The following is a 23,290-nucleotide window of genomic DNA, read 5'->3' on the forward strand; positions in this document are numbered from 1 at the left end:
CGATGGACGAGACCACAGCCCTGGCCGCCGGCCGCCTCGACGGCGCCATCCGGTCCATCGAGCGCGGCATCGCGGTGGCGGTCAGCGGCGGCATCGACAGCCTGACGCTCGCCACCGCGGCCCACGCGGCGCGCGACGATGTCGAGATGTTCCACGCCGTGTCGGCCGCCGTGCCGGGCGACGCGACGGCCAGGGTGGAGCGGCTCGCGGCGGAGCGCGGCTGGCGGCTGCGGGTGGTCGCGGCCGGCGAGTTCGACGACGCTGACTACGTCGCCAACCCGACCAACCGCTGCTTCTTCTGCAAGACCAACCTGTACGGCACCATCGGGCGGCACACGGCGGCCCAGATGGTGTCGGGCGCCAACACGGACGACCTCGGCGAATACAGGCCGGGGCTCGACGCGGCGCGCGACCGGTCCGTGCGCCACCCTTATCTCGAGGCCGGCATCGACAAGCGCACCGTCCGGGCCCTCGCCCGGTCCTTCGGCCTGGGGGACCTGAGCGAACTGCCCGCCGCGCCCTGCCTGTCGAGCCGCGTCGAGACCGGCATCGCGATCCGGCCGGAAGTGCTGCGCGCCATCCACGCGGTGGAGCGCGACCTCGCCGGCGATTTCCCGCGCGGGACCGTCCGGTGCCGGGTCCGCGCCGCCGGCGTGGTCATCGAACTCGACCCCGCGACGCTCGATGCGCTCGACCCGGGCCGCCGCGCCGCCCTGGCGACCGACGTCGAGCGCCGCTTCGGCGCGCTGCTGCCGAGCGCGGCGCTCACCTTCTCGGCCTACCGCAACGGTTCGGCCTTCCTCCAGGGTTTCAGCGCCTCGGGCGCCGGCAAGGGGCATTCGCACTGATGGCGGAGTTCAAGCTCGACCTCGCCCGCCAAGAGCGCATCGGCCTCGACGAGGCGATCTTCTGCGCCGGCAAGACCGCCGACCAGATCGCCGCCATCCTGGACAGCTTCCCGGCCGGCGGAGGCCTGCTGCTGACGCGGCTCGACGGCGCGAAGTTCGAAGCGCTGCCGGCGCGGCTGCGCTCCGCCCTCGACTACGAACCGCTGTCGCGCACCGCGATCCTGGGCACGCCCCGCCCGGCGCGGGCCCTGGCGCCCGTCGCGGTCGTGATGGCGGGCACGTCGGACGTGCCGATGGGGCGGGAAGCCTGCCGCACGCTGATGTTCAACGGGCAGCCTCATACCGCCTTCACGGACATCGGGGTCGCGGGCCTGTGGCGCCTGCTCGACCGCATCGAGGAGATCCGCCGCGCGCCCGTCGTCATCGTGGCGGCCGGCATGGACGCGGCGCTGGTCAGCGTCATGGGCGGCCTCGTGGGCGCGCCCGTCGTGGCGCTGCCGACCTCCGTCGGCTACGGCGTGGCCGAGGGCGGCATGCCGGCGCTGCATTCGGCGCTGGCGAGTTGCGCGCCCGGGGTCGCGGTGGTCAACATCGACAACGGCTACGGCGCGGCCTGCGCGGCGCTCCGCATCTGCAACCTGCTGGCGCGGCGCGACGTGGCGCCTCCGGCCGGCGCGTCGCATTTCGTGACGCCGTGACGGGAGAACCGATGGACCGACCCGCCGTCCCATCCCGGCTCAACGCCCGCGCGCGGGTCGCCGGCCTCTACGCCCTGCTGGTCGGCGCCAACCTCGGCGCCTGGGCCTGGGCCTTCGCGGCCTTCCGAGGGCACCCGGCGCTGCTCGCCACGGCGTCCCTCGCCTACACGTTCGGCCTGCGGCACGCCTTCGACGCCGACCACATCGCCGCCATCGACAACGTCACCCGCAAGCTGATGGACGAGGGGCGCCGGCCGATCTCGGTGGGGCTGTGGTTCTCGCTCGGCCATTCCACCGTGGTGGTGGGGCTGTCGCTGCTCATCGCCGCCTCCACGGCCGCGCTGCAGGACCGCTTCGACGCCTTGAAGGCCATGGGTTCGCTGATCGGGACCGGCGTGTCGGTGCTGTTCCTGTTCCTGATCGCCGCCGCCAACGTGGTGGTGCTCCTGGGCGTGTGGCGCACCTTCCAGAGCGTGAAGCGCGGCGGACCGCTGGTCGACGAGGACGTCGACCGCCTGCTCGCCGGGCGCGGCCTGATGGCCCGGGTGTTCCGCCCGGTGTTCGGCATCGTGCGCCGCTCCTGGCACATGTACCCTCTCGGCCTGCTGTTCGGGCTCGGGTTCGACACCGCCACCGAGGTCGGGCTGCTCGGCATCTCGGCCAGCACGGCGAGCCAGGGGCTGTCGGTGTGGAGCATCATGATCTTCCCGGCGCTGTTCACCGCCGGCATGACGCTGCTCGACACCACGGACAGCGTGCTGATGGTGGGCGCCTACGGCTGGGCCTTCGCCAAGCCCATCCGCAAGCTCTACTACAACATGACCATCACGGTGGTGTCGGTGGCGGTGGCGGTGCTGGTGGGGGCCGTCGAGGCGCTCGGCCTCGCCGCCGACCGCTTGAAGCTCGAAGGCGGGTTCTGGGACGGCGTCGGCGCGCTCAACGACAATTTCGGCGTGCTCGGCCTCGTCATCGTGGGGCTGTTCGTCGTGAGCTGGGCCGTGTCGGTCGCGGTGTACCGCTACAAGCGCTACGACGAGGCCGAGGCCGGGGTGGCCTGATCAGGCCGACGCGACATAGGCCAGCACGGCGTCGGCCAGCATGGTCCGCTGCACCTCGGCGTCGGCCGACAGGTCGCGCTCGAAGATCACCCGCCAGCTGTGGCGGTTGGACACGCGGTGGAAGCTCATCGAGGCGATGAGCAGGTGGAGGTGGAGCGGGTCCACCTGCCGCCGGAACACCCCCGCGGTGCGGCCCCGCTCCAGCAGGTCGGCCAGGATGGCGATCACCGGCATGTTGTGCGCCGCGATGGTGGGCGAGCCGGCGATGTGCTGCGCGTCGTGGATGTTGGCGATGGCGATCAGGCGCATCCAGTCGGGGTGCGCGGCGTGGTAGTCGAAGGTGGCCTCGACGAGGCGCCTCAGCCCCGCCTCGGGCGGCACGGCGGCGAGGTCGAGGGTCGATTCGATCTCCCGCATCGCCGCGTAGACCTCCTCCAGCACGGCGGCGAAGAGGCCCTCCTTGGAGCCGAAGTGGTAGTAGATCATCGGCTTGGTGGTGGCGGCGCGCGCCACGATCTCGCTGACGTTGGCGCCGCTGAACCCCTTCTCGGCGAAGCTCGCCCGCGCGGCGTCCAGGATGGCGCGCCGGGTCCGCTCCGCGTCATAGGCCCGCTTGGAGCGCGGCGGGGCGTCGGGCGGCTTGGGGCTGTCCATCGGGGCGGGGCGTCGTCCAAGGGGCTGCGTGGCCCGCCTTATACCAGCGGTCAGGGGTCCTGACTGCCGGCAAGCGCGGACGCGCCCGGCCGGTCCGTTCCGGCGGGTGCACGCCCGCCCGTCGCCGCGGGAGCCCTTGAATTCTACCGTGCGGTAGGTATCGTCGCCAACGTCGAACGAGACACGGTCGTGGCCGCAGGCCCGGAACCGTCCCGTTGCGGCGGGCGCCCAGCGCCCGATCAGGGGAGGACACGATGGCGACGGTGCAGGCCCAGGCGGGCTCCGGGCAGACCAGGAAGGCGACGACGAGCGGCTGGATCGGCTCGGCGCTCGAATACTACGACTTCTTCATCTACGCCACGGCTTCGGCGCTGGTGTTCCCGCAGCTGTTCTTTCCGTCGAGCGACTCCAACGTCGCCATCGTGGCGTCCCTCGCCACCTACGGCGTCGGCTACGTGGCGCGGCCCGTCGGCGCCTTCGCGCTCGGCCATTGGGGCGACACGCATGGCCGCAAGAACGTTATGCTGCTGTGCATGTTCATGATGGGGCTTTCGACCTTCGCGGTCGGGTTGCTGCCGACCTACGCTCAGGTGGGCGTGTGGGCGCCGATCCTGCTCGTCGTGCTTCGCCTGCTGCAGGGCTTCGCAGTGGCGGGGGAGATTTCCGGCGCTTCCTCCATGATCCTCGAGCATGCGCCCTTCGGCCGGCGCGGCTTCTTCGCGTCCTTCACGCTGCAGGGCGTGCAGGCCGGTCAGATCCTCGCCGCCGCGGTGTTCCTGCCGCTCGCGCGCTTCATGCCGTCGGACAGCTTCACCGCGTGGGGCTGGCGCGTGCCGTTCCTGCTGTCGGCTCTGGTGATCGTGGCGGGCTACGTGATCCGCCGCGAGGTCGAGGAAACCCCGGCCTTCGCCGAGGAGGGTGCCGAAGGCGCGATCCCGCGCGCGCCGATCCCCGACGCCTTCCGCCTGTCGTGGGACGACATGCTGCGCGTGGTCTGCATGGCGCTGATGAACGTCATCCCCACCGTGACCACCATCTTCGGCGCCGCCTATGCGACGCAGCCCGCCTATGGCATCGGCTTCGCCAAGGACGTCTACCTGTGGATCCCCGTGGTCGGCAACATCGTGGCCGTGCTGGTAATCCCCTACGTGGGCAACCTGTCGGACCGGATCGGCCGCCGCGTGCCGGTGATGGTGGGGGCGGTCGGCTCCGGCCTGCTGTCCTTCGCCTACCTTTACGCCATCTCGATCGGCAGCGTGCCGCTGGCCTTCCTGCTGTCGCTGCTGATGTGGGGCGTCGTGTACCAGGGCTACAATGCCGTCTACCCGTCCTTCTACCCGGAGCTGTTCCAGACCCGGGTGCGCGTGACCGCCATGGCGATCGCGCAGAACGTCGGCACGGCGCTGACCGCGGCCCTGCCGGCGCTGTTCGCCTACGTGGCGCCCCCCCATTCGCCGGACATCCCGCTCGTCATCGGCGGCTTCGCCTTCGCGGTGACGCTGGTGTCCGCCGCGGCGGCGCTGTCGACGCGGGAAACCTTTCGGCTGCGGCTGCACGACCTCGGGCGGCGCGACGCCGTCCCGGTCGACGCCGCCGAATACGAGCGCCTGCGCGCGTCCGCCATGGCGCCCGCGGCGCCGCGGGAGGGGCTCGCGCGGGCCTGAGGCCCGCGACCCCGGGTGCGGGGACCCGGGGTCGCGGTCGGCACGTTGGATCCCGGACAGACCCTTCCGGGAGACTACCATGGAACGCCGCACCTTCATCAAGACCGCGCTGGCCGGCGCGGGCGCTGTCGGCCTCGGCACCGGCGCGGCTTCGGCCGCCGACGCCACCCTGGCCTCCGAAACGCTGCCCTCGACCGGCGCCGAGCAGACGCCGGCCTCCGCCGCCGCCGCCCTGCCGCGCGCGTCGGACCCCGGCAGGCTCGACGGCGAGATGCTCTACCGCAAGCTGGGCTCGACGGGCGAGACCGTGTCGGCCATCGGCCTCGGCGGCTCGCACATCGGCAAGCCGGCGCTGAGCGAGGCCGACGCCGTCAAGCTGATGCACGAGGCGATCGACCGCGGCATCACCTTCATGGACAACAGCTGGGACTACAACGAGGGCCAGAGCGAGCTCCGCATGGGCAAGGCCCTGTCGGAGGGCGGTCGTCGGAACAAGGTGTTCCTGATGACCAAGATCGACGGGCGCACCAAGGAGGCGGCCGCGAACCAGCTCGACGACTCGCTGAAGCGCCTCAGGACCGACCACGTCGACCTCGTGCAGTTCCACGAGATCCTGCGCTTCGACGATCCCGACCGCGTCTTCGCCGAAGGCGGCGCCCTCGAGGCCGTGATGGAGGCGAAGAAGGCCGGCAAGGTCCGCTACATCGGCTTCACGGGCCACAAGGACCCGCGCATCCACCTCTACATGCTGGAGGTGGCGCAGAAGCGCGGCTTCCACTTCGACACGGTGCAGATGCCCCTCAACGTCATGGACGCCCACTACCGCTCCTTCGGGCAGCTCGTCGCCCCCGTGGCGGTGAAGCAGGATGTCGGCATCCTCGGCATGAAGTCGCTCGGCGACACCGTCATCCTGAAGAGCGGCACCGTGACGGCCGTGGAATGCCTGAACTTCTCGCTGACGCTGCCGGTGTCGGTGCTGATCACCGGCATCGACGACCGCCGCTCCATGGATCAGGCCTTCGCGGTGGCGAAGGGGTTCAAGCCGCTGAGCGACGCCGAGATGGTGGCCCTGCTGTCGAAGACCGAGGCCGCGGCCCAGCACGGCAAATACGAGCTGTTCAAGACGACGGCCTATTTCGACACCACCGCCAAGCATCCCGACTTCCTGGGCGGCCAGACCACGCCGGTCCTGGACCTGGCCCCCATCGGCAACGGCTGACATCTGCCGTCGGGATCCTCACCTGCGGATCCCCACCGCCGGCCGGCGCGTGCCCGTCGGGTCGGCCGCCGACGAAAAAGGGCGCCCCGGCTCGGCGGGACGCCCCTCATGGACCAGCGCTTCGCTGCGGGTCGGGCCGACGCGGCCCGACGATCCGTTCAGTTCACGCTCGGCACGTCGGCGGCGTCGAGCACGAAGGACGCCGGGATGTGGAGCGACCAAGTCAGGCCCGAGGCCGGGAAGGACAGGTCCACGACGCCGTCGAGCGCGCGGGCGGTCAGCCGCTCCACAACCTTGTGGCCGAAACCGGTGCGGCGCGGCTGGCTCACCTCCGGGCCGCCCGACTCGGTCCAGCTGATGCGGAACCGGCGGCCTTCGGTTCCCTCCGGGTCGATCGACCACGCGATGCCGACCCGGCCTTCCGGCCCCGACAGCGCCCCGAAGCGCGCCGCGTTGCTGGCGAGCTCGTTGAACGCCAAACCGATGTTCTGCGCCGCCTCGGGGTTCAGGTACAGATCCGGCCCGTCGATGGCGACGCGCGTGCCGGCCGACTCCAACGCCGGGCCAAGCTGCCACCGGACCAGCTCCCCGATCGCGGCGCCGTGCCAGTCCCGCGCGGCCAGGAGGTCGTGCGACGCCGCGAGGCCGCGCAGGCGCGCCGAGAACCGCTGCTCGAACTCCGCCGCCGTGACGCTGTCCTTCACGGTCTGCCGCGCCATCGCCTGGATGATGGCGAGCAGGTTCTTCGACCGGTGCGTCACCTCCCGCATCAGGAGGTGCATGTGGGTTTCGCGCTGCTTGCGGGACGTGATGTCGCGCGCGGTGCCGACGATCTCGGCGGCCTCACCAGGGTTGCCGGGATAGCGCCGCCCCTGCAACGCGATCCAGCGCTCGGCGCCGTCGCTCCGGCGCCGGATGCGGAACTCGAGCAGGCATTGCTCGGGGCCGCTGGCACCGGCGGCGCGGTGGAGTTCGTCGAAGGTGCGGCTCGCGTCCTCGGGGTCCAGGGATCCCCGCAGGGCTTCCGTCGAGATCGGTTCCCCGTCGTCGAGGCCCCATAGCAGGGAAGCCCCCCGGTCGCCGAAGAAGTCCTCGCTCCCGTCTTCCCAGCTCCAGATCCCGGTGCGGCCGCCGTCGAGCGCGAAGCGGAGCCGCTCCTGGCTCAGGCGGGACGGGGCCGGTGGCTCGCCGGGGCGCGACGTCCGATCTTCGCTCATCGCGCGCCGGCTCCGGCCATCGTCGACCCTGACCGTGGCGTGACGAACCCGAGGCCGGCCCGATCGTATCGATCATTCATTCGCGGGACTCGCAATGTCACCCGAAACCGAGCGAGCCACGCGCCGAGCCGCAGAGTCCTGCCGATCCAAGGAGATCGGCGGGCGATCGGGGCGCGGGAAGGCACGTCGTTTCGGTTCGGGTGAACGCCACACCGATCCGTAGGTTCCGCGGGCGCGACACCGGGACCGCGCCCGCTTCCCCCCGGCCGGCCGGGTCGGGCCTCAGCTCGCCATGGGCAGGAACATGTTCTTCAGCTTCTTCACGCGGCTCGCGAAGGCATGGCGGCGCTGCTCGTTGGCCACCACGTCGGCCCCCGTCACCCAGTTCAGCTGGATGGCGCGGCGCTGGCCCTTGAAGGTCTTGTGCCCGTGCCACGAGTTGTCGGACCGACGGAAGACCAGGAGCGTGCCGCCGTTGGGCGACACTTCCGCCACGGGGTTGTCGAGGCCCTCGTTCGATCGCAGCAGGCGCAGGCGGCCGCCTTCCTCCTCCCAGCCCTCGTTGAGGTACAGAAGGACCGTGATGATCTTGGTCTTGGAATCGGTGTGGATATGGCCGTCGCGGTCGCTGACGAAGCCGCGCACCGTGTACATGGTGGGCCGGCCGGTGAGGTCGATGTCGAACTTCTTCTCCACGGCGGCGCGGAACGCCGGGCCCTCCATTTCCTCCATCAGCGCCTTGAACCGGCCCTTGATGGACAGCTCGGCCGGGGGATGCGACCCGGGCCCGGGGATGCGCGGGAAGTCCGCGATCACGGGCTTGAACTCCGGCGGCCGGATGAAGTTCTCGACGATGGTGAAGTCGAACGGGTCGCGGGTCAGCGGGATGGCGTCGAAGGCAGCAAGGTCGAGAATGCTCACATGGGTCTCCGGGGCGGGCGCGGCGGGGTGCGGGTTTTGGCGGCTGACCATGGCCGAACCGGGGCGTGGAGGCAACGCGCGATCCTGCGCCGCCGCCGCGCCGCGAGGCCGTGCCGCCAGCGCCGGGCAAGGCGAGCCCGATGAGGCTTCGCTCAGGCAAGCGCTTGCCTAAAGTTGAGGCGAGTGGCAGCGTGGCGTCGATATTTGCTGCGGAAGCCGTCGCGTTTCGGCCGTGCCGCGATTGACAATCGAACCTTGCATCTCGCACTCTCCGGCAACGGCTTCGTCCAACGCAAGCTGCCCGAGAGCTTGGAAACGTCCGATGAATGAGGCCGACGCCCGCCCCGCCGACAGCGCGCCGATCCTCGAGATGCGCAATATTTCCAAGACCTTTCCCGGCGTGAAGGCGCTGTCGAACGTCAACCTGACCATCTACCCCGGCGAGGTCCATGCCCTCATGGGCGAGAACGGGGCCGGCAAGTCGACGCTGATGAAGACGCTGTCGGGCGCCTACCAGGCGGATCCGGGCGGCGAGATCCGCATTGCCGGCCGCCCCATGAAGGCCAGCGGGCCCATCGAGGCGCGCGAAGCCGGCGTGTCCATCATCTACCAGGAACTGGCGCTGGCGCCGAACCTGACGGTGGCGGAGAACATCTACCTCAACCGCGAGCCCCGCCGCGGCGGCTTCATCGACCGCGCCGCCATGGTGGCCGGCTCGGAAGGCGTGCTGCAGCGGCTCGGCGCCACCTTCACGCCGCGCACGCTCGTGGGCTCGCTGTCGATCGCCGAGCAGCAGATGGTGGAGATATGCCGGGCGGTCCACGCCGAGTCGAAGATCCTCGTCATGGACGAGCCCACCACCGCCCTGTCGTCGCGCGAGTCGGAGAAACTGTTCGCCATCGTGCGCCAGCTCCGGCGCGAAGGGCTCGCCATCATCTACATCTCGCACCGCATGGCCGAGGTGTACGAGCTGTCGGATCGCGTGTCGGTGCTGCGCGACGGCCAATACGTGGGCACCATCCTTCGCAGCGAGATGACCCCCGAGGTGGTGGTCAAGATGATGGTCGGCCGCGACCTGTCGTCCTTCTATAAGAAGCAGACCCGCTTCCGGCCCGACAAGCCGCCCGTGCTGGAGGTGCGCAACATCGGCGACGGGCGCCGGGTGCGCGACGTGTCCTTCGACCTGCATCCGGGTGAGGTGCTGGGCCTCGCCGGCCTCGTCGGCGCGGGCCGCACCGAGATGGCCCGCATGCTGTTCGGCGCCGACCCCCGCACCACGGGCGAGATCAGGATCGCCGGCCGTCCCGTGCAGATCCGCTCGCCGCAGGACGCCATCGACGTCGGCCTCGTCTACCTCACCGAGGACCGCAAGGCCGAGGGCGTGCTGCTCGACATGTCGGCCAAGGACAATATCAACCTGATGATCTGCTCGAAGGACGCGCGCGCCGGCGTGCTCGACCTCGGCAAGGCCATGCAGCGCTGCCGGGACGCCATCGCGGCCATGAAGATCCGCGTGGCCGGTCCCGAGATCACGGTCGGCTCGCTGTCGGGCGGCAACCAGCAGAAATGCCTGCTGTCGCGCCTTCTGGAAACGCGGCCCATGGTGCTGATCCTCGACGAGCCGACGCGCGGCGTCGACATCGGCGCGAAGTCCGAGATCTACCGCATCATCGACGACCTCGCGAAAGGCGGCGCCGCCGTGCTGGTCATCTCCTCCGAGCTGGCCGAGGTGGTGGGCGTGTCCGACCGCGTGATCGTGATGCGCGAAGGCCACCTCGAGGGCGAGGTGCGGGACGACGACATCAACCAGGAAGCCATCATCGCGCTCGCCACCGCGGCGGCCCGCACGGTGGCGAGCGAGGAGGTCGACCGGTCCTCGGCCGGCGGCTTCGACCTCGGCGACCAGGCCGCGGCGGGGGAGGTGGCGGTCGGCCACAACCCCGGCGCGTCGCGTCCGACCCGGCACTGAACCGAACCCAAAAAGAGAAAACCTGAAAGGGGGGGACCTTGAGCACCGCCAATCCAGCCAAGTCCGAGGCCGGTTCCTCGGCCCTCGCCAAGCAGCGCATGCGGAGCTTCATGCAGACGGCCGGCATGCTGCCCGTGCTGGTCCTCCTGGCGATCCTGTTCCAGTTCCTCAGCGCTTATGGCGACACGGGGACGTTCAACTTCGGCGTCGGGCGGTTCCTCACCTCGGCCAACCTGCCGGTGGTGGCGCAGCTCGCCTCCATCAACACCGTGCTGGCCACCGGCATGACCTTCGTCATCCTGACGGGCGGCATCGACCTGTCTGTGGGGTCGATCCTGGCCGTCTCCGCCATGGCGTCGCTGCTGGTCGCGGGCTCGGTCAACTATTCGGTCGTCACCGTGCCGATCGGCCTGCTCGTCGGGCTGGGCTTCGGCCTCGTCAACGGCACGCTGATCTCGGCGCTGAAACTGCCGCCCTTCATCGTGACGCTGGGCTCGCTGACGGCGGTGCGCGGCCTCGCGCGCCTGTTCGGCAACGACACGACGGTGTTCAACTCCGACCTGTCCTTCGCCGGCATCGCCAACAACATCTCGACCCCGCTCGGCGACATCTCCTGGCTCGCCGTGATCGCCATCGTGGTGGTGGCCGCGTCCTGGTTCACCCTGCGCCGCACCGTGCTGGGCGTCCACATCTACGCGGTCGGCGGCAATCCGGCGGCGGCGCGGCTCAGCGGCATCAAGGTGTGGTTCGTGCTGCTGTTCGTTTACGGCATGTCGGGGCTGCTGTCGGGCCTCGCCGGGCTGATGCAGGCGGCACAGCTCCAGTCCGCCAACGGCCTGCAGCTCGGAACCGGCTACGAGCTCGACGCCATCGCGGCCGTCATCCTCGGCGGCACGAGCTTCGTCGGCGGCGTCGGCTCGGTCATCGGGACGCTGATCGGCGCGCTGATCATCGCGGTGCTGGCCAACGGCCTCATCCTCGCCGGCGTGTCGGACGTGTGGCAGTACATCATCAAGGGCCTCGTCATCATCGGCGCGGTCGCGCTCGACCGCCTGCGCAACCAGGGCGGCGCCCGCACCTGAGGCCGCCGTCCACAGCGGCGGGGCCGCCGGGACGGCGCGCGCCCTTCCGCGCCCCCGGGGCCCATGCCATCACCCCGTTTCCTCCGGCGCCCGCCGGACAGGAAGGAGCGGCGCCGCGGCGGCGCCGCCAACCAGACATTCCAAGGGAGATATCCATGCTGAAGAAGATCCTGCTCGCCGGCGCCGCCCTGGCGCTCGTGGCCGGCGGCGCCCAGGCCAAGGAGCTGAAGTCGATCGGCATCTCGCTCGGCTCGCTCGGCAACCCGTTCTTCATCGCGCTCAGCAAGGGCGCCGAATACGAAGCCAAGAAGACCAACCCGAACGTCAAGATCCTGACCTTCGGCTACGACTACGACCTCGGCAAGCAGGTCCAGCAGATCAACAACTTCATCGCCGCCGGCGTCGACCTGATCCTGCTGAACCCCGGCGACGTGAAGGCGCTGCGCCCCGCGATCGAGAACGCCCAGAAGGCCGGCATCAAGGTCATCGCGGTCGACACCAACGCCGAGGGCGCCGACGCCGCCGTGACGACCGACAACGTCCAGGCCGGCCGCATCGCCTGCCAGTATTTCATCGACAAGCTCGGCGGCAAGGGCAACGTCATCATCGAGAACGGCCCGCAGGTGTCGTCGGTGGTCGACCGCGTCCAGGGCTGCAAGGACGCGATCTCCAAGACCGACATGAAGATCCTGTCGTCCGACCAGGACGGCAAGGGCCAGCGCGACGCCGGCCTCACCGTGATGAAGTCGCTGCTGACGCGCTTCCCGGACGTGCAGGCGGTGTTCACCATCAACGACCCCCAGGCGCTGGGCTCCGACCTCGCCGCCAAGCAGCTCAACCGCAACAACCTGATCATCACCTCCGTCGACGGCGCGCCCGACATCGAGGCGGCCTTGAAGGATCCGAAGGACCCGATGGTGCAGGCCTCGGCCAGCCAGGACCCCTACGCGCTGGCGCGCAAGGGCGTCGACATCGGCGTTGACCTCCTGAACGGCAAGGAGCCGGCGCAGAAGGTCACCCTCGTCCCCTCGTCGCTCGTCACCCGCGAGAACGTGAAGGACTACAAGGGCTGGCAGGCCGACCGCACCGGCGGCTGATCCACCTCTTACCGATGGTCCGATCGAGGCCCGTCCCGCCCCGTGCGGGGCGGGCCTTCGTGTGACGGGGCGCCACATCGATCGTCGGCAGCCCCCTCGCGATCTCCGAGCCCCCGCGCCGGACGGCGAAGGTCTCGGGTGCGCTTCGTTGGACGATTCAGCCCCGGCGACCGTAGCTGCGGGCCACCGCGAGCCCGCGCCGCAGGTCGTCGGCGCCGACCTGCTGGCCCACCGTCGCCACCGCCACCGCGAAGGCCCGCCCGAACTCCGACGACGGGTCGACGGTGACCTTGCCCCGGGCGACGTCGGCGTCGAACCCCGCCAACTCGCCGCCCGCGCCCGTGCCGTCGAGCGCGAGGCTCAAGGCCAGCATGGCGAAGCTCGCCGGCGCGGCGCGGGACAGCCGAGGGTCCGCCCGCGCCACGCGGTAGGCGTTGACAAAGCGCTTCACCGCCCGGGGCGTGCCCCCCGCGAAGGGGGCGAGGCGGCCGACCAGTTCGCCCTCGAAGGGTTCGTAGGCCCGGTCCAGCGCCGAGCGCGACGCGTCGACGGCGGGCGCCGCCGGGCGCTCCTCCACCCGCGGGTCGAGCAGGCGGGCGGCGAGGGCGGCCGCATCCGACGGCGCCGCGCCGAGGTCGTAGGTCACCCCCACGGCCCGGTCGAGCCGCGCCGCCGCGCCCGCGGGGTCGAACTCGCCCAGCGCCGCCGCGACGGCGTCCCGCTCCAGCGCCACCACCAGGGCGAAGCCCGGCCGGCCGAGCAGGCGATGTGCCGCGCCGAGCAGGGCCGCCGCTTCCGCGGGCGGCAGCCGGTCGAGCCCGTCGAGCGCCACGACGATCCGCTCCGGCGCGGTCCCGTCTCCCGCCGCCATGCCGGCGGCGAGCGTGGCGAAGAAGCCGTCCGCCGCCGTTTCGGGCGTGCGGGCGAGGCCGAACAGGTCGCCCGCCAGCGCGGCGCCATGGTCGGACAGGCCGCCGCCCCGGCGCCCCTCGACCCGCCGCTGCGCCGCATCCGCGCCGCGGCCGGCCACCTCCGCTTCGGCGGCGAGCCCGTCGACGCGCCGGGTCTGGTGCGCCAGCAGGCCGTCGAGGTCGCGGCGCCGCGCCGCCAGGTCGCCCCTCAGCAGGGCGACGCCCTTGAACACCGGCCCGAGGAACCGCGCCGCCCGCACGATGTCGGCCAGCACGGCGAGCGCCGCCAGCGCGAAGGCGATGCGGCTCACCGGCTGCAGCAGGTCGAGATGGGCGCGCGCCCAGTCAGTCGCGGCGGCGAAACGGTCGCCGAAGCCGGCGAGCCAGGCCGCGGCCGCGTCGGGGTCGTCGGCGCCGAGGCCCGCCGCCCAGCCCAGCGCTGCCAGCAGCCCGGCCAGCACGAGGAGCCGGCCCTGGCCCTTGAAGGCCCACAGCGAGCGCAGCGTGATGCCGAGGCGGGAGCCGCCCCCGGCCTCGGCGCCCTGCCGCACCAGCTCCTTGAAAGTGCGGATCGGGTCGGACGTCCCCAGGCCGAAGGCGGCGAGCCGCGCCTCGATGCGCCCGCGGTTGGCCCGCGCGAACCCGTCGAGCCGCGATCCGGCGGCGTCGAACAGGACGGCGTCGGTGAGGCGCGCGCGGCGGCTCGACAGCTCGTCGAGCGTTTGCCGTTCGCCGTCGAGGGAGCGGCGCAGGGCGTTGACGCGCTCGCCGGCCAGGCGCGCCGCTTCGCGCGGGTCGCCGCCGGCGTGGACGGCGTCCTCGGCGAAGGCGGCATGGTCCTGCGCCAGGGCCGACAGCACGGCGCCCACGAGGAGGGGCACGGCGCCCCGCCCGGGCGCGGCCTCGGCCCGGGCCACGACCACGCGGGACAGGAAGGGCGTCGCGCTCGACGCCGCGCCGGCCGCCGCGGCGATCCGCTCGACGGCGTCGACCAGCCCAGCCAGCAGGCGCGTCTTGCCGGACCCGGCCGGGCCGAAGATGCCGATCGACAAGGGCGTCTCGGCCCGGCGGTGCACGGCGAGTTCGGCCAGGGGGCCGGCCGCGGACGGGTCGCCGGCGGGAGCGCCGTCGCTGGCGAAGACCGGCAGCGCGTCCGCCACCCCGTTGCGGGCGAGCGGAGCCGGTTCCGGCGGAACCGGCTGATACGATGCGACGGCGGTCGATGTCACGAGCGACTCCTGGGTGGCCAGCGCCGGGCGATACGGCTTGAGCTTGACGCTTGTGAGGCGGCCCGGCCCCCGGCCCCCCGCGCGCGGGGCGAGACCGGCGGGGGAGGGGCGCGCTTGAACGCGCACCGGGGGGCTGCTACCTCCGGGGCCAACCCCTGATCCTCTCGCGCGCGACGGCCCGATCCCCATGGCAGCCAATCAATTCGTGTATCACATGCAGGGCCTCACCAAGGCCTATCCCGGCGGCAAGAAGGTGCTGGACAACGTCCACCTGTCCTTCTACCCGACCGCGAAGATCGGCGTCCTCGGCATCAACGGCTCGGGCAAGTCGACGCTGCTGCGCATCATGGCCGGCATCGACACGGAGTTCGCCGGCGAGGGCTTCGTCGCCGAAGGCGCGCGCGTGGGCTACCTGCCGCAGGAGCCCCACCTCGATCCGGCGCTCGGCGTGCGCGGCAACGTGATGCTCGGCGTCGCCAAGAAGCAGGCGATCCTCGACCGCTACAACGAACTCGCCATGAACTATTCCGACGAGACCGCCGACGAGATGACGGCGCTCCAGGACGAGATCGAGGCGCAGAACCTGTGGGACCTCGACGCCCAGGTCGACCAGGCCATGGACGCGCTGGGCTGCCCGCCCGAGGACGCCGACATCGACAGCCTGTCGGGTGGCGAGCGCCGCCGCGTGGCGCTGTGCAAGCTGCTGCTCGAGAAGCCCGAGATGCTGCTGCTCGACGAGCCCACCAACCATCTCGACGCCGAAACGGTGTCGTGGCTCGAAGGGCACCTGCGGTCATACCCGGGCGCGATCCTGATCGTGACCCACGACCGCTACTTCCTCGACAACGTCACGGGCTGGATCCTCGAGCTCGACCGCGGCCGGGGCATCCCCTACGAGGGCAACTATTCGACCTGGCTGAAGCAGAAGCAGAAGCGCCTGCTGCAGGAAGGCCGCGAGGACGAGGCGCGCCAGCGCGCGCTGGAACAGGAAAGCGAGTGGATCGCCTCCTCGCCCAAGGCCCGCCAGTCGAAGTCCAAGGCCCGCATCCAGCGCTACGAGGACCTCGTGGCGAAGAGCGAGGACCGCGTGCCCTCGATCACCCAGATCGTCATCCCCGTGGCGGAGCGGCTCGGCCAGAACGTCGTCGAGTTCGACCACCTCAAGAAGGGCTTCGGCGACCGCCTGCTGATCGACGACCTGTCGTTCAAGCTGCCGCCCGGCGGCATCGTGGGCATCATCGGGCCGAACGGCGCCGGCAAGACCACGATGTTCCGCATGATCACCGGCCAGGACACGCCCGATGCCGGTTCGCTGAAGATCGGCGACTCGGTGCAGCTCGGCTACGTTGACCAGTCGCGCGACTCCCTCGACCCCAAGAAGAACGTGTGGGAGGAGATCTCCGACGGCAACGAGATCATCTATCTCGGCAAGAAGGAGATCAACTCCCGCGCCTATGCCTCGGCCTTCAACTTCAAGGGCGGCGACCAGCAGAAGAAGGTGGGCTCGCTGTCGGGCGGCGAGCGCAACCGCGTCCACCTCGCCAAGATGCTGAAGAAGGGCGCCAACGTCCTGCTGCTCGACGAGCCGACCAACGACCTCGACGTCGACACGCTGCGGGTGCTGGAAGACGCGCTGCTCGCCTTCGCGGGCTGCGCCGTCATCATCAGCCATGACCGCTTCTTCCTCGACCGCATCGCCACCCACATGCTGGCCTTCGAGGGCGACAGCCACGTCGAATGGTTCGAGGGCAACTTCGCCGACTACGAGGAGGACAAGAAGCGCCGCCTCGGCGTCGACAAGATCGTGCCGCACCGCATGAAGTACAAGAAGTTCTCGCGCTGACGCGGGAGTTCCTTCCCGGCGCAGCCGGGGAGGGACCCCTGAGGATGCGGAGCGGGCGAGGTCCGGACGATCGAGGGCGGGGACGCCCGCCGTGATGCCGCGCGGGATCAGGAGTGAACCGGAGCGTTTCTGGCCCCCCATCGGGGATCGGCCGAACGGTTCGCGGGGCAGGTTGTCGATCCGACGATATCGCAACCTGAGCGATTATTCATTCCAAGGTAGTCTTGACAGGTTGGTTGCACGCTTCGCGGGTGCCGTTAGCCTGTGGCCGTGGATGACCGGAGCCGACAGACCGAGCACAACGAGGCCGCGCGCGCTGCGGCGCTGATCGCCCGCTGGCGCGACCGCGAGGGCGGGCAGGAGCGGGCCAACTTCCCCCTGTTCCTGGTCGAGCTGTGCGACGCGCTCGACCTGCCCCGGCCGGACCCGGCGGACGCCGCTTCGGCCGGCAACGACTACGTGTTCGAGCGCGTGCTCGACAGGCCGGAGCGCGACGGCACCGTCACCCATCCCCGCATGCACCTCTACAAGCGCGGCTGCTTCATCCTCGAAGCCAAGCAGTCGCGGCTCGGCGGCGCTCGCGGCGGCCTCGCGGCGCAGCCCACCCTCCCGGACCTGATCCAGCCCGCCCCTGCGCCGGGCCGGGGGTGGGACGTGCTGATGTTGAAGGCGCGGCGGCAGGCGGAGGGCTACGTGCCCCTGCTGCCGGCGGGGCACGAGCCGCCGCCCTTTCTCGTCGTCTGCGACGTCGGCCGTTGCTTCGAGGTGTATGCCAATTTCCGGCGGGACGGGAAGGTCTACCACCAGTTCCCGGACCGGCAGACCTTCCGGATCGCGCTCGACGACCTCGGCCGCGCGGAGGTGCGGGACCGCCTGCGCCGGATCTGGACGGACCCGCTCGGCCTCGACCCGGCGCGCGAGGCTGCAGCCGTGACGCGCGCGATCGCGGAGCGCCTGGCCGCCGTGTCGCGCGCCCTGGAACGCCGCGGCCACCCGGCCGAGGAGGTCGCGCTGTTCCTGATGCGCTGCCTGTTCACCATGTTCGCCGAAGGGGTCGGGCTCCTCCCGTCGGCCGCCTTCGCGTCCGTGCTGGAGGCTTGCGAGGCCGATCCCTCGAAATTCGCCCCCAAGGTCCGGCAGCTCTGGGAAGCGATGGACACCGGCGGCTTCGCCCACGCGATCGACGCGCATGTGCGGCGGTTCAACGGGGCGTTCTTCAAGGACCCGCGGGTGCTGCCGCTCGACCGCGAGGAGATCGGCGAGCTTCGCCGCGCGGCGGCCCACTCGTGGCGCGAGGTCGACCCCTCCATCTTCGGCACGCTGCTCGAGCAGGCCCTCGACCCCGTCGAGCGGCGGCGGCTCGGCGCGCATTACACGCCGCGCCCCTTCGTCGAGCGCCTCGTCGTCGCCACCGTGATCGAGCCGCTGCGCGACGACTGGCTCGTCGCCCGCGCCACCGCGGAGGGCCAGAAGGAGGCCGGGCGCATGGCCGAAGCCCGCAACACGGTGGCGGCCTACCACCTCGGTCTGTGCCGCACGCGCGTGCTCGACCCCGCCTGCGGCACGGGCAATTTCCTGTCCGTCGCCCTGGAGCTGATGAAGCGCCTCGAAGGCGAGGTGCTGGACGCCTTCGCGGCCCTCGGCGGCCAGGAAGCGCTGACGGGCCTCGGGTCGCACAGCGTCGGCCCCGGCCAGTTCATCGGCCTGGAGATCAACCGGCGCGCCGCCGCCATCGCCGAGCTCGTGCTGTGGATCGGCCACCTGCAATGGCACCTGCGGGACCGGGGCGGCCTCCCCGAGGATCCGGTGCTGAGGGACGAGCATCCCGTCTCGGCCTGCGACGCCGTGCTGGCGCCGGACGGTGCGGTGCCCGCCTGGCCCGCCGCCGAGTTCATCGTCGGCAACCCGCCCTTCATGGGCGGCAAGGACATCCGCGCCCGCCTCGGCGACGCCTACGCCGAGGCGCTGTGGCGCGCCTACCCGGCCATGAACGACGCCGCCGACTACGTCATGTACTGGTGGCACCGCGCGGCGGCGCTGCTGACCCGCGACGGCACCGCGCTGCGCCGCTTCGGCTTCGTGACGACCAACTCCATCTCGCAGGTGTTCCAGCGCCGGATCGTGGCGCGGCACCTCGCGGCCGAGCGGCCCGTGTCGATCGTCTTCGCGGTGCCGGACCATCCCTGGACGCGCGCGAGCCGCGACGCCGCGGCGGTCCGCATCGCCATGACGGTCTGCACGGCCGGGCGCCACTCCGGCACGCTGCTGGAGGTCGTGGCCGAGGCCGGGCTCGACACGGACGCGCCGCGGCTCGACGTCGCCCGGACCGAGAACGTGGTCATCCACGCCGACCTGGCCACGGGTGCCTCCGTCGCCGATGCCGGGGCGCTGCTGGCGAATGAGGGGCTTTCGTCGCGCGGCATGTCCCTGCATGGGGCCGGCTTCATCGTGTCGCCCGCCGCCGCGGAACACCTCGGCCTCGGCCGGCGGCCGGGCCTGGAGGAACACATCCGCCCCTACCGCAACGGTCGCGACCTCACCGCCCGGTCGCGCGGCGCGCTCGTGATCGACCTCTTCGGCCTCGACGAGGAGGCGGTGCGCCGTCGCTTCCCGGAGGTGTACCAGCACCTCGCCGCAGAGGTGAGACCGAAGCGCGAGGCGCAATACCTGAAATCCGGCGGACGCGACGCGCAGGCCTATGCGGATCGATGGTGGTTGTTCGGCAAGCCGAGATCGGAACTGCGCCCGGCACTCGACGGCCTGCCGCGCTACATCGCGACGGTCGAGACCGCCAAGCATCGCGTCTTTCGGTTCCTGCCTGCCGCGACCGTGCCGGACAACATGCTGGTCGTCGTCGCCTCCGACGACGCGTTCCACCTGGGCGTCCTGTCGTCGCGCGTGCACGGCGCCTGGGCGTTGCGCGCCGGCGGATGGCTCGGGGTCGGCAACGACCCCCGCTATTCGAAGTCCCGCTGCTTCGATCCCTTCCCGTTCCCGGCCGCCGGTGCGGCCGAGCGGGCCCTCGTGGCCGCCGTGGCGGAGGAGCTCGACGGGCATCGCGGGCGCGTGCTGGCCGATCATCCGAGCCTCACCCTGACCGGCCTCTACAACGTCCGCGACCGGATCCGGGCCGGGGCGCGCCCGGGCGACCTCGATCCCGCCGAACGCCGCATCTACGACCGCGGCCTCGTGCTGATCCTCGACGACCTGCACCGGCGGCTCGACCGCGCGGTGCTCGACGGTTACGGCTGGCCGCGGGATCTCGCCGACGGCGACCTGCTGTCGCGCCTCGTGGCGCTGAACGCCGAGCGGGGCGCGGAGGAGCGGCGGGGGCGCGTCCGCTGGCTCCGCCCCGCCTTGCAGGCCCCGGGGCCCGGCGGCTTCGAGGAAGCCGGGCTCGATCTCCCCGCCGGCGCCGCCCGCCCCGCCGTGCCCACCCCGAAGGCGGCCTTCCCGCCCGACGACGTGGGCCAGACCGCCGTCGTCATCGCGGCGCTGGCCCGCGCCGCCGGGGCGCTCGACGCCGACGCCATCGCGTCGGCGTTCCGCCAGGGCCGGCGCGTCGCCCCGAAGGTGTCGACGATCCTGCTCGCGCTGCATCGGCTGGGCGAGGTCGGCACGGGCGACGGCCGCAGCTTCGCCCTGCCGCGCCGCCGTTGAGGCACGCCCGAGCTTGGCCGCGACGGCCGCCGCCCCATAACGGGTGGACCGGCCGCGCTTCGGCCGCCCAGGGAGAAAACACCATGCGTTCGACGATGATGCTGGCCGGGATGGCCTTCGCGGGCCTGATGGCAGCGGCGATCCCGGCTTCGGCCGAGACGGTGAACTACAAGGCGATGATCATGCCCTCCAGCGAGGTGCCGCCCGTCACGAACAGCCAGGGCATGGGCCAGCTCGCCGCCACCTACGACACGGGCTCCAAGATGCTGAGCTACGGCGTGTCCTATTCGGGCCTCACCGGCCCCGCCACCGCGGCCCATTTCCACGGACCCGCGCCGGTCGGCAAGAACGCCGGCGTAATGGTGCCGATCAACGGCGACCTCGCCAGCCCGATCAAGGGCATGGTCACCCTCACGGACGAGCAGGCCAAGGCCCTGACGGACGGCGACATGTATTTCAACGTCCACACCGCGGCCAACAAGGGCGGCGAGATGCGCGGCCAGGTCGTCAAGGCGAACTGACGCCCGTCCGCCCCGCCGCGGTCGCCTCCGTCGCGGCGGCGAGGCCGGGGCGGGGGAGCCGTTCCGGGCGGCGTCGCGTGCCCGGTGCGAAACCCCCGAACGGTCGTTTCCGGGGCAGAAACGACCGTCTTCCCGTCAGCCCCCGGGGCCCGGCGCTGGTGATCTCGTGCGGCACCATCCGCGGGGACCCATGGCCAGACCTCAGCCCGACATCCTCATCGTCATGGTGGACCAGCTGGCGCCGCGGTTCCTGCCCATCCACGGGCACCCGCTGGTGAAGGCGCCGAACCTCGAACGGCTCGCCGCCCGCGGCACCGTCTTCGAACGGGCTTATTGCAACAGCCCGCTGTGCTCGCCGTCCCGCACCGCCTTCATGACGGGCGCCTTGCCGTCGCGCACCGGCGGCTACGACAACGCCGCCGAGTTCCGCGCCGACATCCCCACCTTCGCCCACTACCTGCGGCGGCTCGGCTACCGCACGGTGCTGTCGGGCAAGATGCATTTCTGCGGGCCCGACCAGCTCCACGGCTTCGAGGAGCGCCTGACCACCGACATCTACCCGGCGGACTACGGCTGGACGCCCGATTGGGAGCGCCCGACCGAGCGGCCGAGCTGGTACCACAACATGTCGTCCGTGACGGACGCCGGACTCTGCGTCCGCACCAACCAGATGGACTTCGACGAGGAAGTCGCCTTCGCGGCCGAGCGGGCCATCTACGACCACGTCCGCTCCAAGGACCGCCGCCCCTTCCTCATGGTGGCGTCCCTCACCCACCCGCACGATCCCTTCGCGATCACGCGGCCCTATTGGGACCTGTACCCGCACGACGCCGTCGACATGCCGCGGATCGGCATGGGCGACGTGGCGGCCGACCCCCACACGGCGCGCATCCGCCACGTCTGCGCCATGGACGCCGAGCCCGTGACGGACGAGCAGGTCCGGCGGGCCCGCCACGCCTATTACGGCGCCATCTCGTTCTGCGACGCCCAGCTCGGCCGCCTGCTCGACGCGCTCGACGCCGCCGGGCTCGACGACACGGTCGTGCTCTTCCTCGGCGACCACGGGGAGATGCTGGGCGAGCGCGGGCTCTGGTACAAGATGAGCTTCTTCGAGGGGGCGTGCCGCGTGCCGCTGGTGGTGTCGGCGCCGGGCCGCTTCGCGCCGGGACGGGTTTCCGCCGCGGTGTCGCTGGTCGACGTGCTGCCGACGCTGGTCGAGATCGCGGGCGGCGACGTCGCCCATCTGGCGAGCCCGGTCGACGGGCGGAGCCTCGTGCCCCACCTCGCCGGGCAGGGGGGGCACGACGAGGTGCTGGGGGAATATCTCGCGGAAGGCGCGGTGGCGCCGCTGGTCATGCTGCGGCGGGGGCGCTGGAAGTTCGTGCATTCCCCGGCCGACCCGGACCAGCTCTACGACCTCGACGCCGACCCGGAGGAGCTGAGGAACCTCGCCGGCGAGGCGACGGCGGCGGAGCGGGTGGCCGAGTTCCGCGCCGAGGCGGCGCGGCGGTGGGACCTGCCGGCGCTCGACCGCGCCGTGCGCGACAGCCAGCGCCGGCGGCGCCTCGTCGACGCCGCGCTGATGACCGGCGTCACGAAGCCCTGGGACTACCAGCCGTTCCGCGACGCCACGAAGCAGTACATGCGCAACACGATGGACCTCGACGACCTCGAAACCATGGCGCGCTTCCCCCGCGTCCCCGCGCGCGGGGGGGAGCCGGAGCCCTGATCGCCGGAGCGGCGCCTTACGCCTTGCCGTCCTTGCACTTGCGCATGAAGGCGGAGCGAGGCTTGCCGTGGACGTTGGCGGCATCCGCCTTCTTGGAGCATTCCAGCGACTGGGCGGTGCGCGGCTTCTGGCCCTTCTTCATCATCGGGGCGGCGGTCGAGGCGGCGGGGGCCATCGCGGGCGCGGCGGCCGGGGCGGCCTGGGCGAAGGCGGCGGCGCTCGACAGCGACAGCGCCAAAGCGGCGGCGAGGGTGAGCTTGGTCATGGCGGATCCATCCGGGACGCGGCCGGCCGCGAATCGACCGGCCCGTGTCCACCGGGAGCCTGGGCGGGGGGCCCGTCGCCCGCAAGGCGTGCCGGGCGGCCCTGGAGGGCGCGGCGGCGATTGCGGCGGGGCGTGTCGCCGCCGCAACAGCGCCGGCGCCGGCGCCGCGCTACGGTGACGCCACGGGGGTGCACATGGCGAGGATGACGATCTGCCTGGCCGCGGTGGCGCTGCTCGCGGCATCGCCCGCGTCCGCCTTCACCCGCCCCAGGAAAGAGCCCGACGCGAAGCCGAGGGCCTGCCCGGAGATCGGCGAGGGCTATGTCCGCATCCCGGGATCCGACACCTGCGTCAGGGTCGGCGGCCTCGTTCGCGTCGAGGGCGCGACGATCGGCACGAGCCGCTGAGGGGCCGGTCAGGCGCCGTTAACGCTGCGGGCGGCATGTTGCCGCCGAACGAGGACCCCTGAGATGCTCCACCGCCCTGCCTGCCGCGCCGGCCTTTGCCGGATCCTGGCGCTGCTCGTCGTCGCCTCCGGTCTGGCGGGCTGCGACAAATGCGCGGATTATTTCATCGCCAACCCGTTCGGCACCAAGCCGGCCGGCACCTGCCCGTCGGGCGCGATCCCAGCGGCGAAGTGAGCGTAGAAGCGGCCGAAGCAGCCCGGTCACCGTCGCGATCCGTCGTCCGGGACGCGCGGGCGCG

Annotated in this window: 19 protein-coding genes; 14 read left to right on the forward strand and 5 right to left on the reverse strand. The window is 71.7% G+C overall.

Annotated elements, in window-relative coordinates; translation table 11 throughout:
• The first annotated feature begins 2 nt into the window (after positions 1-2).
• From larE to D3273_RS07580, 3 genes are read left to right on the forward strand one after another with little or no spacing between them, the layout of a single operon-like run.
• Complete coding sequence (gene larE, locus D3273_RS07570; protein ID WP_245501053.1) at positions 3-848, forward strand: ATP-dependent sacrificial sulfur transferase LarE; 846 nt, start codon at positions 3-5, stop codon at positions 846-848.
• The gene (gene larB / locus D3273_RS07575) at positions 848-1,546 is read left to right on the forward strand and encodes a nickel pincer cofactor biosynthesis protein LarB (protein ID WP_129225106.1); all 699 of its coding nucleotides are present in this window, start codon (positions 848-850) and stop codon (positions 1,544-1,546) included. Before larE ends, larB begins: the two co-directional genes overlap by 1 nt.
• A gap of 11 nt (positions 1,547-1,557) precedes the next feature.
• Positions 1,558-2,604, forward strand: coding sequence for a HoxN/HupN/NixA family nickel/cobalt transporter (locus D3273_RS07580; RefSeq protein WP_129225108.1), 1,047 nt, complete (start codon positions 1,558-1,560; stop codon positions 2,602-2,604).
• On the opposite strand, the gene D3273_RS07585 is transcribed toward D3273_RS07580, so the two are convergent.
• Positions 2,605-3,258, reverse strand: a complete 654-nt coding sequence (locus tag D3273_RS07585) for a TetR/AcrR family transcriptional regulator (RefSeq protein ID WP_129225110.1) — start codon at positions 3,256-3,258, stop codon at positions 2,605-2,607.
• 254 nt (positions 3,259-3,512) lie between these two features.
• On the opposite strand from D3273_RS07585, the gene D3273_RS07590 reads away from it, so the two are divergent.
• Both D3273_RS07590 and D3273_RS07595 read left to right on the forward strand, forming a co-directional pair.
• Complete coding sequence (locus tag D3273_RS07590; protein ID WP_129225112.1) at positions 3,513-4,922, forward strand: MFS transporter; 1,410 nt, start codon at positions 3,513-3,515, stop codon at positions 4,920-4,922.
• A gap of 79 nt (positions 4,923-5,001) precedes the next feature.
• On the forward strand, positions 5,002-6,141 hold the full coding sequence (locus D3273_RS07595) for an aldo/keto reductase (protein ID WP_129225114.1): 1,140 nt from the start codon (positions 5,002-5,004) through the stop codon (positions 6,139-6,141).
• A gap of 158 nt (positions 6,142-6,299) precedes the next feature.
• On the opposite strand, the gene D3273_RS07600 is transcribed toward D3273_RS07595, so the two are convergent.
• Entirely contained in the window at positions 6,300-7,358 is a 1,059-nt protein-coding gene (locus D3273_RS07600) for a sensor histidine kinase (protein ID WP_129225116.1), read from the reverse strand.
• A gap of 282 nt (positions 7,359-7,640) precedes the next feature.
• Positions 7,641-8,279, reverse strand: a complete 639-nt coding sequence (locus tag D3273_RS07605; RefSeq protein ID WP_207210729.1) for a 2OG-Fe(II) oxygenase family protein — start codon at positions 8,277-8,279, stop codon at positions 7,641-7,643.
• A 322-nt stretch (positions 8,280-8,601) separates the two neighbouring features.
• Between D3273_RS07605 and D3273_RS07610 the strand changes: the two genes are divergently transcribed.
• The 3 genes from D3273_RS07610 (at position 8,602) to D3273_RS07620 (ending at position 12,427) form a co-directional block, all read left to right on the forward strand.
• Positions 8,602-10,248 (forward strand): sugar ABC transporter ATP-binding protein, encoded by a 1,647-nt coding sequence (locus D3273_RS07610; RefSeq protein WP_207210730.1) that lies wholly within the window; start codon positions 8,602-8,604, stop codon positions 10,246-10,248.
• Positions 10,249-10,346: 98 nt separating this feature from the next.
• A complete protein-coding gene (locus D3273_RS07615) occupies positions 10,347-11,330 on the forward strand; it encodes an ABC transporter permease subunit (RefSeq protein ID WP_129225286.1) in 984 nt (327 codons plus the stop codon).
• 155 nt (positions 11,331-11,485) lie between these two features.
• On the forward strand, positions 11,486-12,427 hold the full coding sequence (locus D3273_RS07620; RefSeq protein WP_129225118.1) for an ABC transporter substrate-binding protein: 942 nt from the start codon (positions 11,486-11,488) through the stop codon (positions 12,425-12,427).
• A gap of 157 nt (positions 12,428-12,584) precedes the next feature.
• Here D3273_RS07620 and D3273_RS07625 read toward each other — a convergent pair whose 3' ends face one another.
• Complete coding sequence (locus D3273_RS07625) at positions 12,585-14,567, reverse strand: P-loop NTPase fold protein (RefSeq protein WP_129225120.1); 1,983 nt, start codon at positions 14,565-14,567, stop codon at positions 12,585-12,587.
• Between the two features lie 187 nt (positions 14,568-14,754).
• Here D3273_RS07625 and ettA point away from each other — a divergent pair, with 187 nt between their 5' ends.
• The 4 genes from ettA (at position 14,755) to betC (ending at position 22,320) form a co-directional block, all read left to right on the forward strand.
• The gene (ettA, locus tag D3273_RS07630) at positions 14,755-16,410 is read left to right on the forward strand and encodes an energy-dependent translational throttle protein EttA (RefSeq protein ID WP_129225122.1); all 1,656 of its coding nucleotides are present in this window, start codon (positions 14,755-14,757) and stop codon (positions 16,408-16,410) included.
• Positions 16,411-16,674: 264 nt separating this feature from the next.
• The gene (locus tag D3273_RS07635) at positions 16,675-20,070 is read left to right on the forward strand and encodes a class I SAM-dependent DNA methyltransferase (protein ID WP_342634257.1); all 3,396 of its coding nucleotides are present in this window, start codon (positions 16,675-16,677) and stop codon (positions 20,068-20,070) included.
• A gap of 83 nt (positions 20,071-20,153) precedes the next feature.
• On the forward strand, positions 20,154-20,591 hold the full coding sequence (locus D3273_RS07640; protein WP_207210731.1) for a CHRD domain-containing protein: 438 nt from the start codon (positions 20,154-20,156) through the stop codon (positions 20,589-20,591).
• 190 nt (positions 20,592-20,781) lie between these two features.
• Entirely contained in the window at positions 20,782-22,320 is a 1,539-nt protein-coding gene (betC, locus tag D3273_RS07645; protein ID WP_129225124.1) for a choline-sulfatase, read from the forward strand.
• A 16-nt stretch (positions 22,321-22,336) separates the two neighbouring features.
• Here the strand turns inward: betC and D3273_RS07650 are convergent, their stop codons facing one another.
• On the reverse strand, positions 22,337-22,585 hold the full coding sequence (locus D3273_RS07650) for a PsiF family protein (protein ID WP_129225126.1): 249 nt from the start codon (positions 22,583-22,585) through the stop codon (positions 22,337-22,339).
• A gap of 44 nt (positions 22,586-22,629) precedes the next feature.
• Between D3273_RS07650 and D3273_RS29085 the strand changes: the two genes are divergently transcribed.
• The gene (locus tag D3273_RS29085; protein WP_245501054.1) at positions 22,630-22,992 is read left to right on the forward strand and encodes a porin; all 363 of its coding nucleotides are present in this window, start codon (positions 22,630-22,632) and stop codon (positions 22,990-22,992) included.
• A gap of 63 nt (positions 22,993-23,055) precedes the next feature.
• Positions 23,056-23,226, forward strand: coding sequence for a hypothetical protein (locus tag D3273_RS28140; RefSeq protein WP_165359415.1), 171 nt, complete (start codon positions 23,056-23,058; stop codon positions 23,224-23,226).
• Positions 23,227-23,290: the final 64 nt, after the last annotated feature.

It is taken from the genome of Lichenibacterium minor, assembly GCF_004137685.1.
GTDB classification, from domain to species: Bacteria; Pseudomonadota; Alphaproteobacteria; order Rhizobiales; family Beijerinckiaceae; genus Lichenihabitans; species Lichenihabitans minor.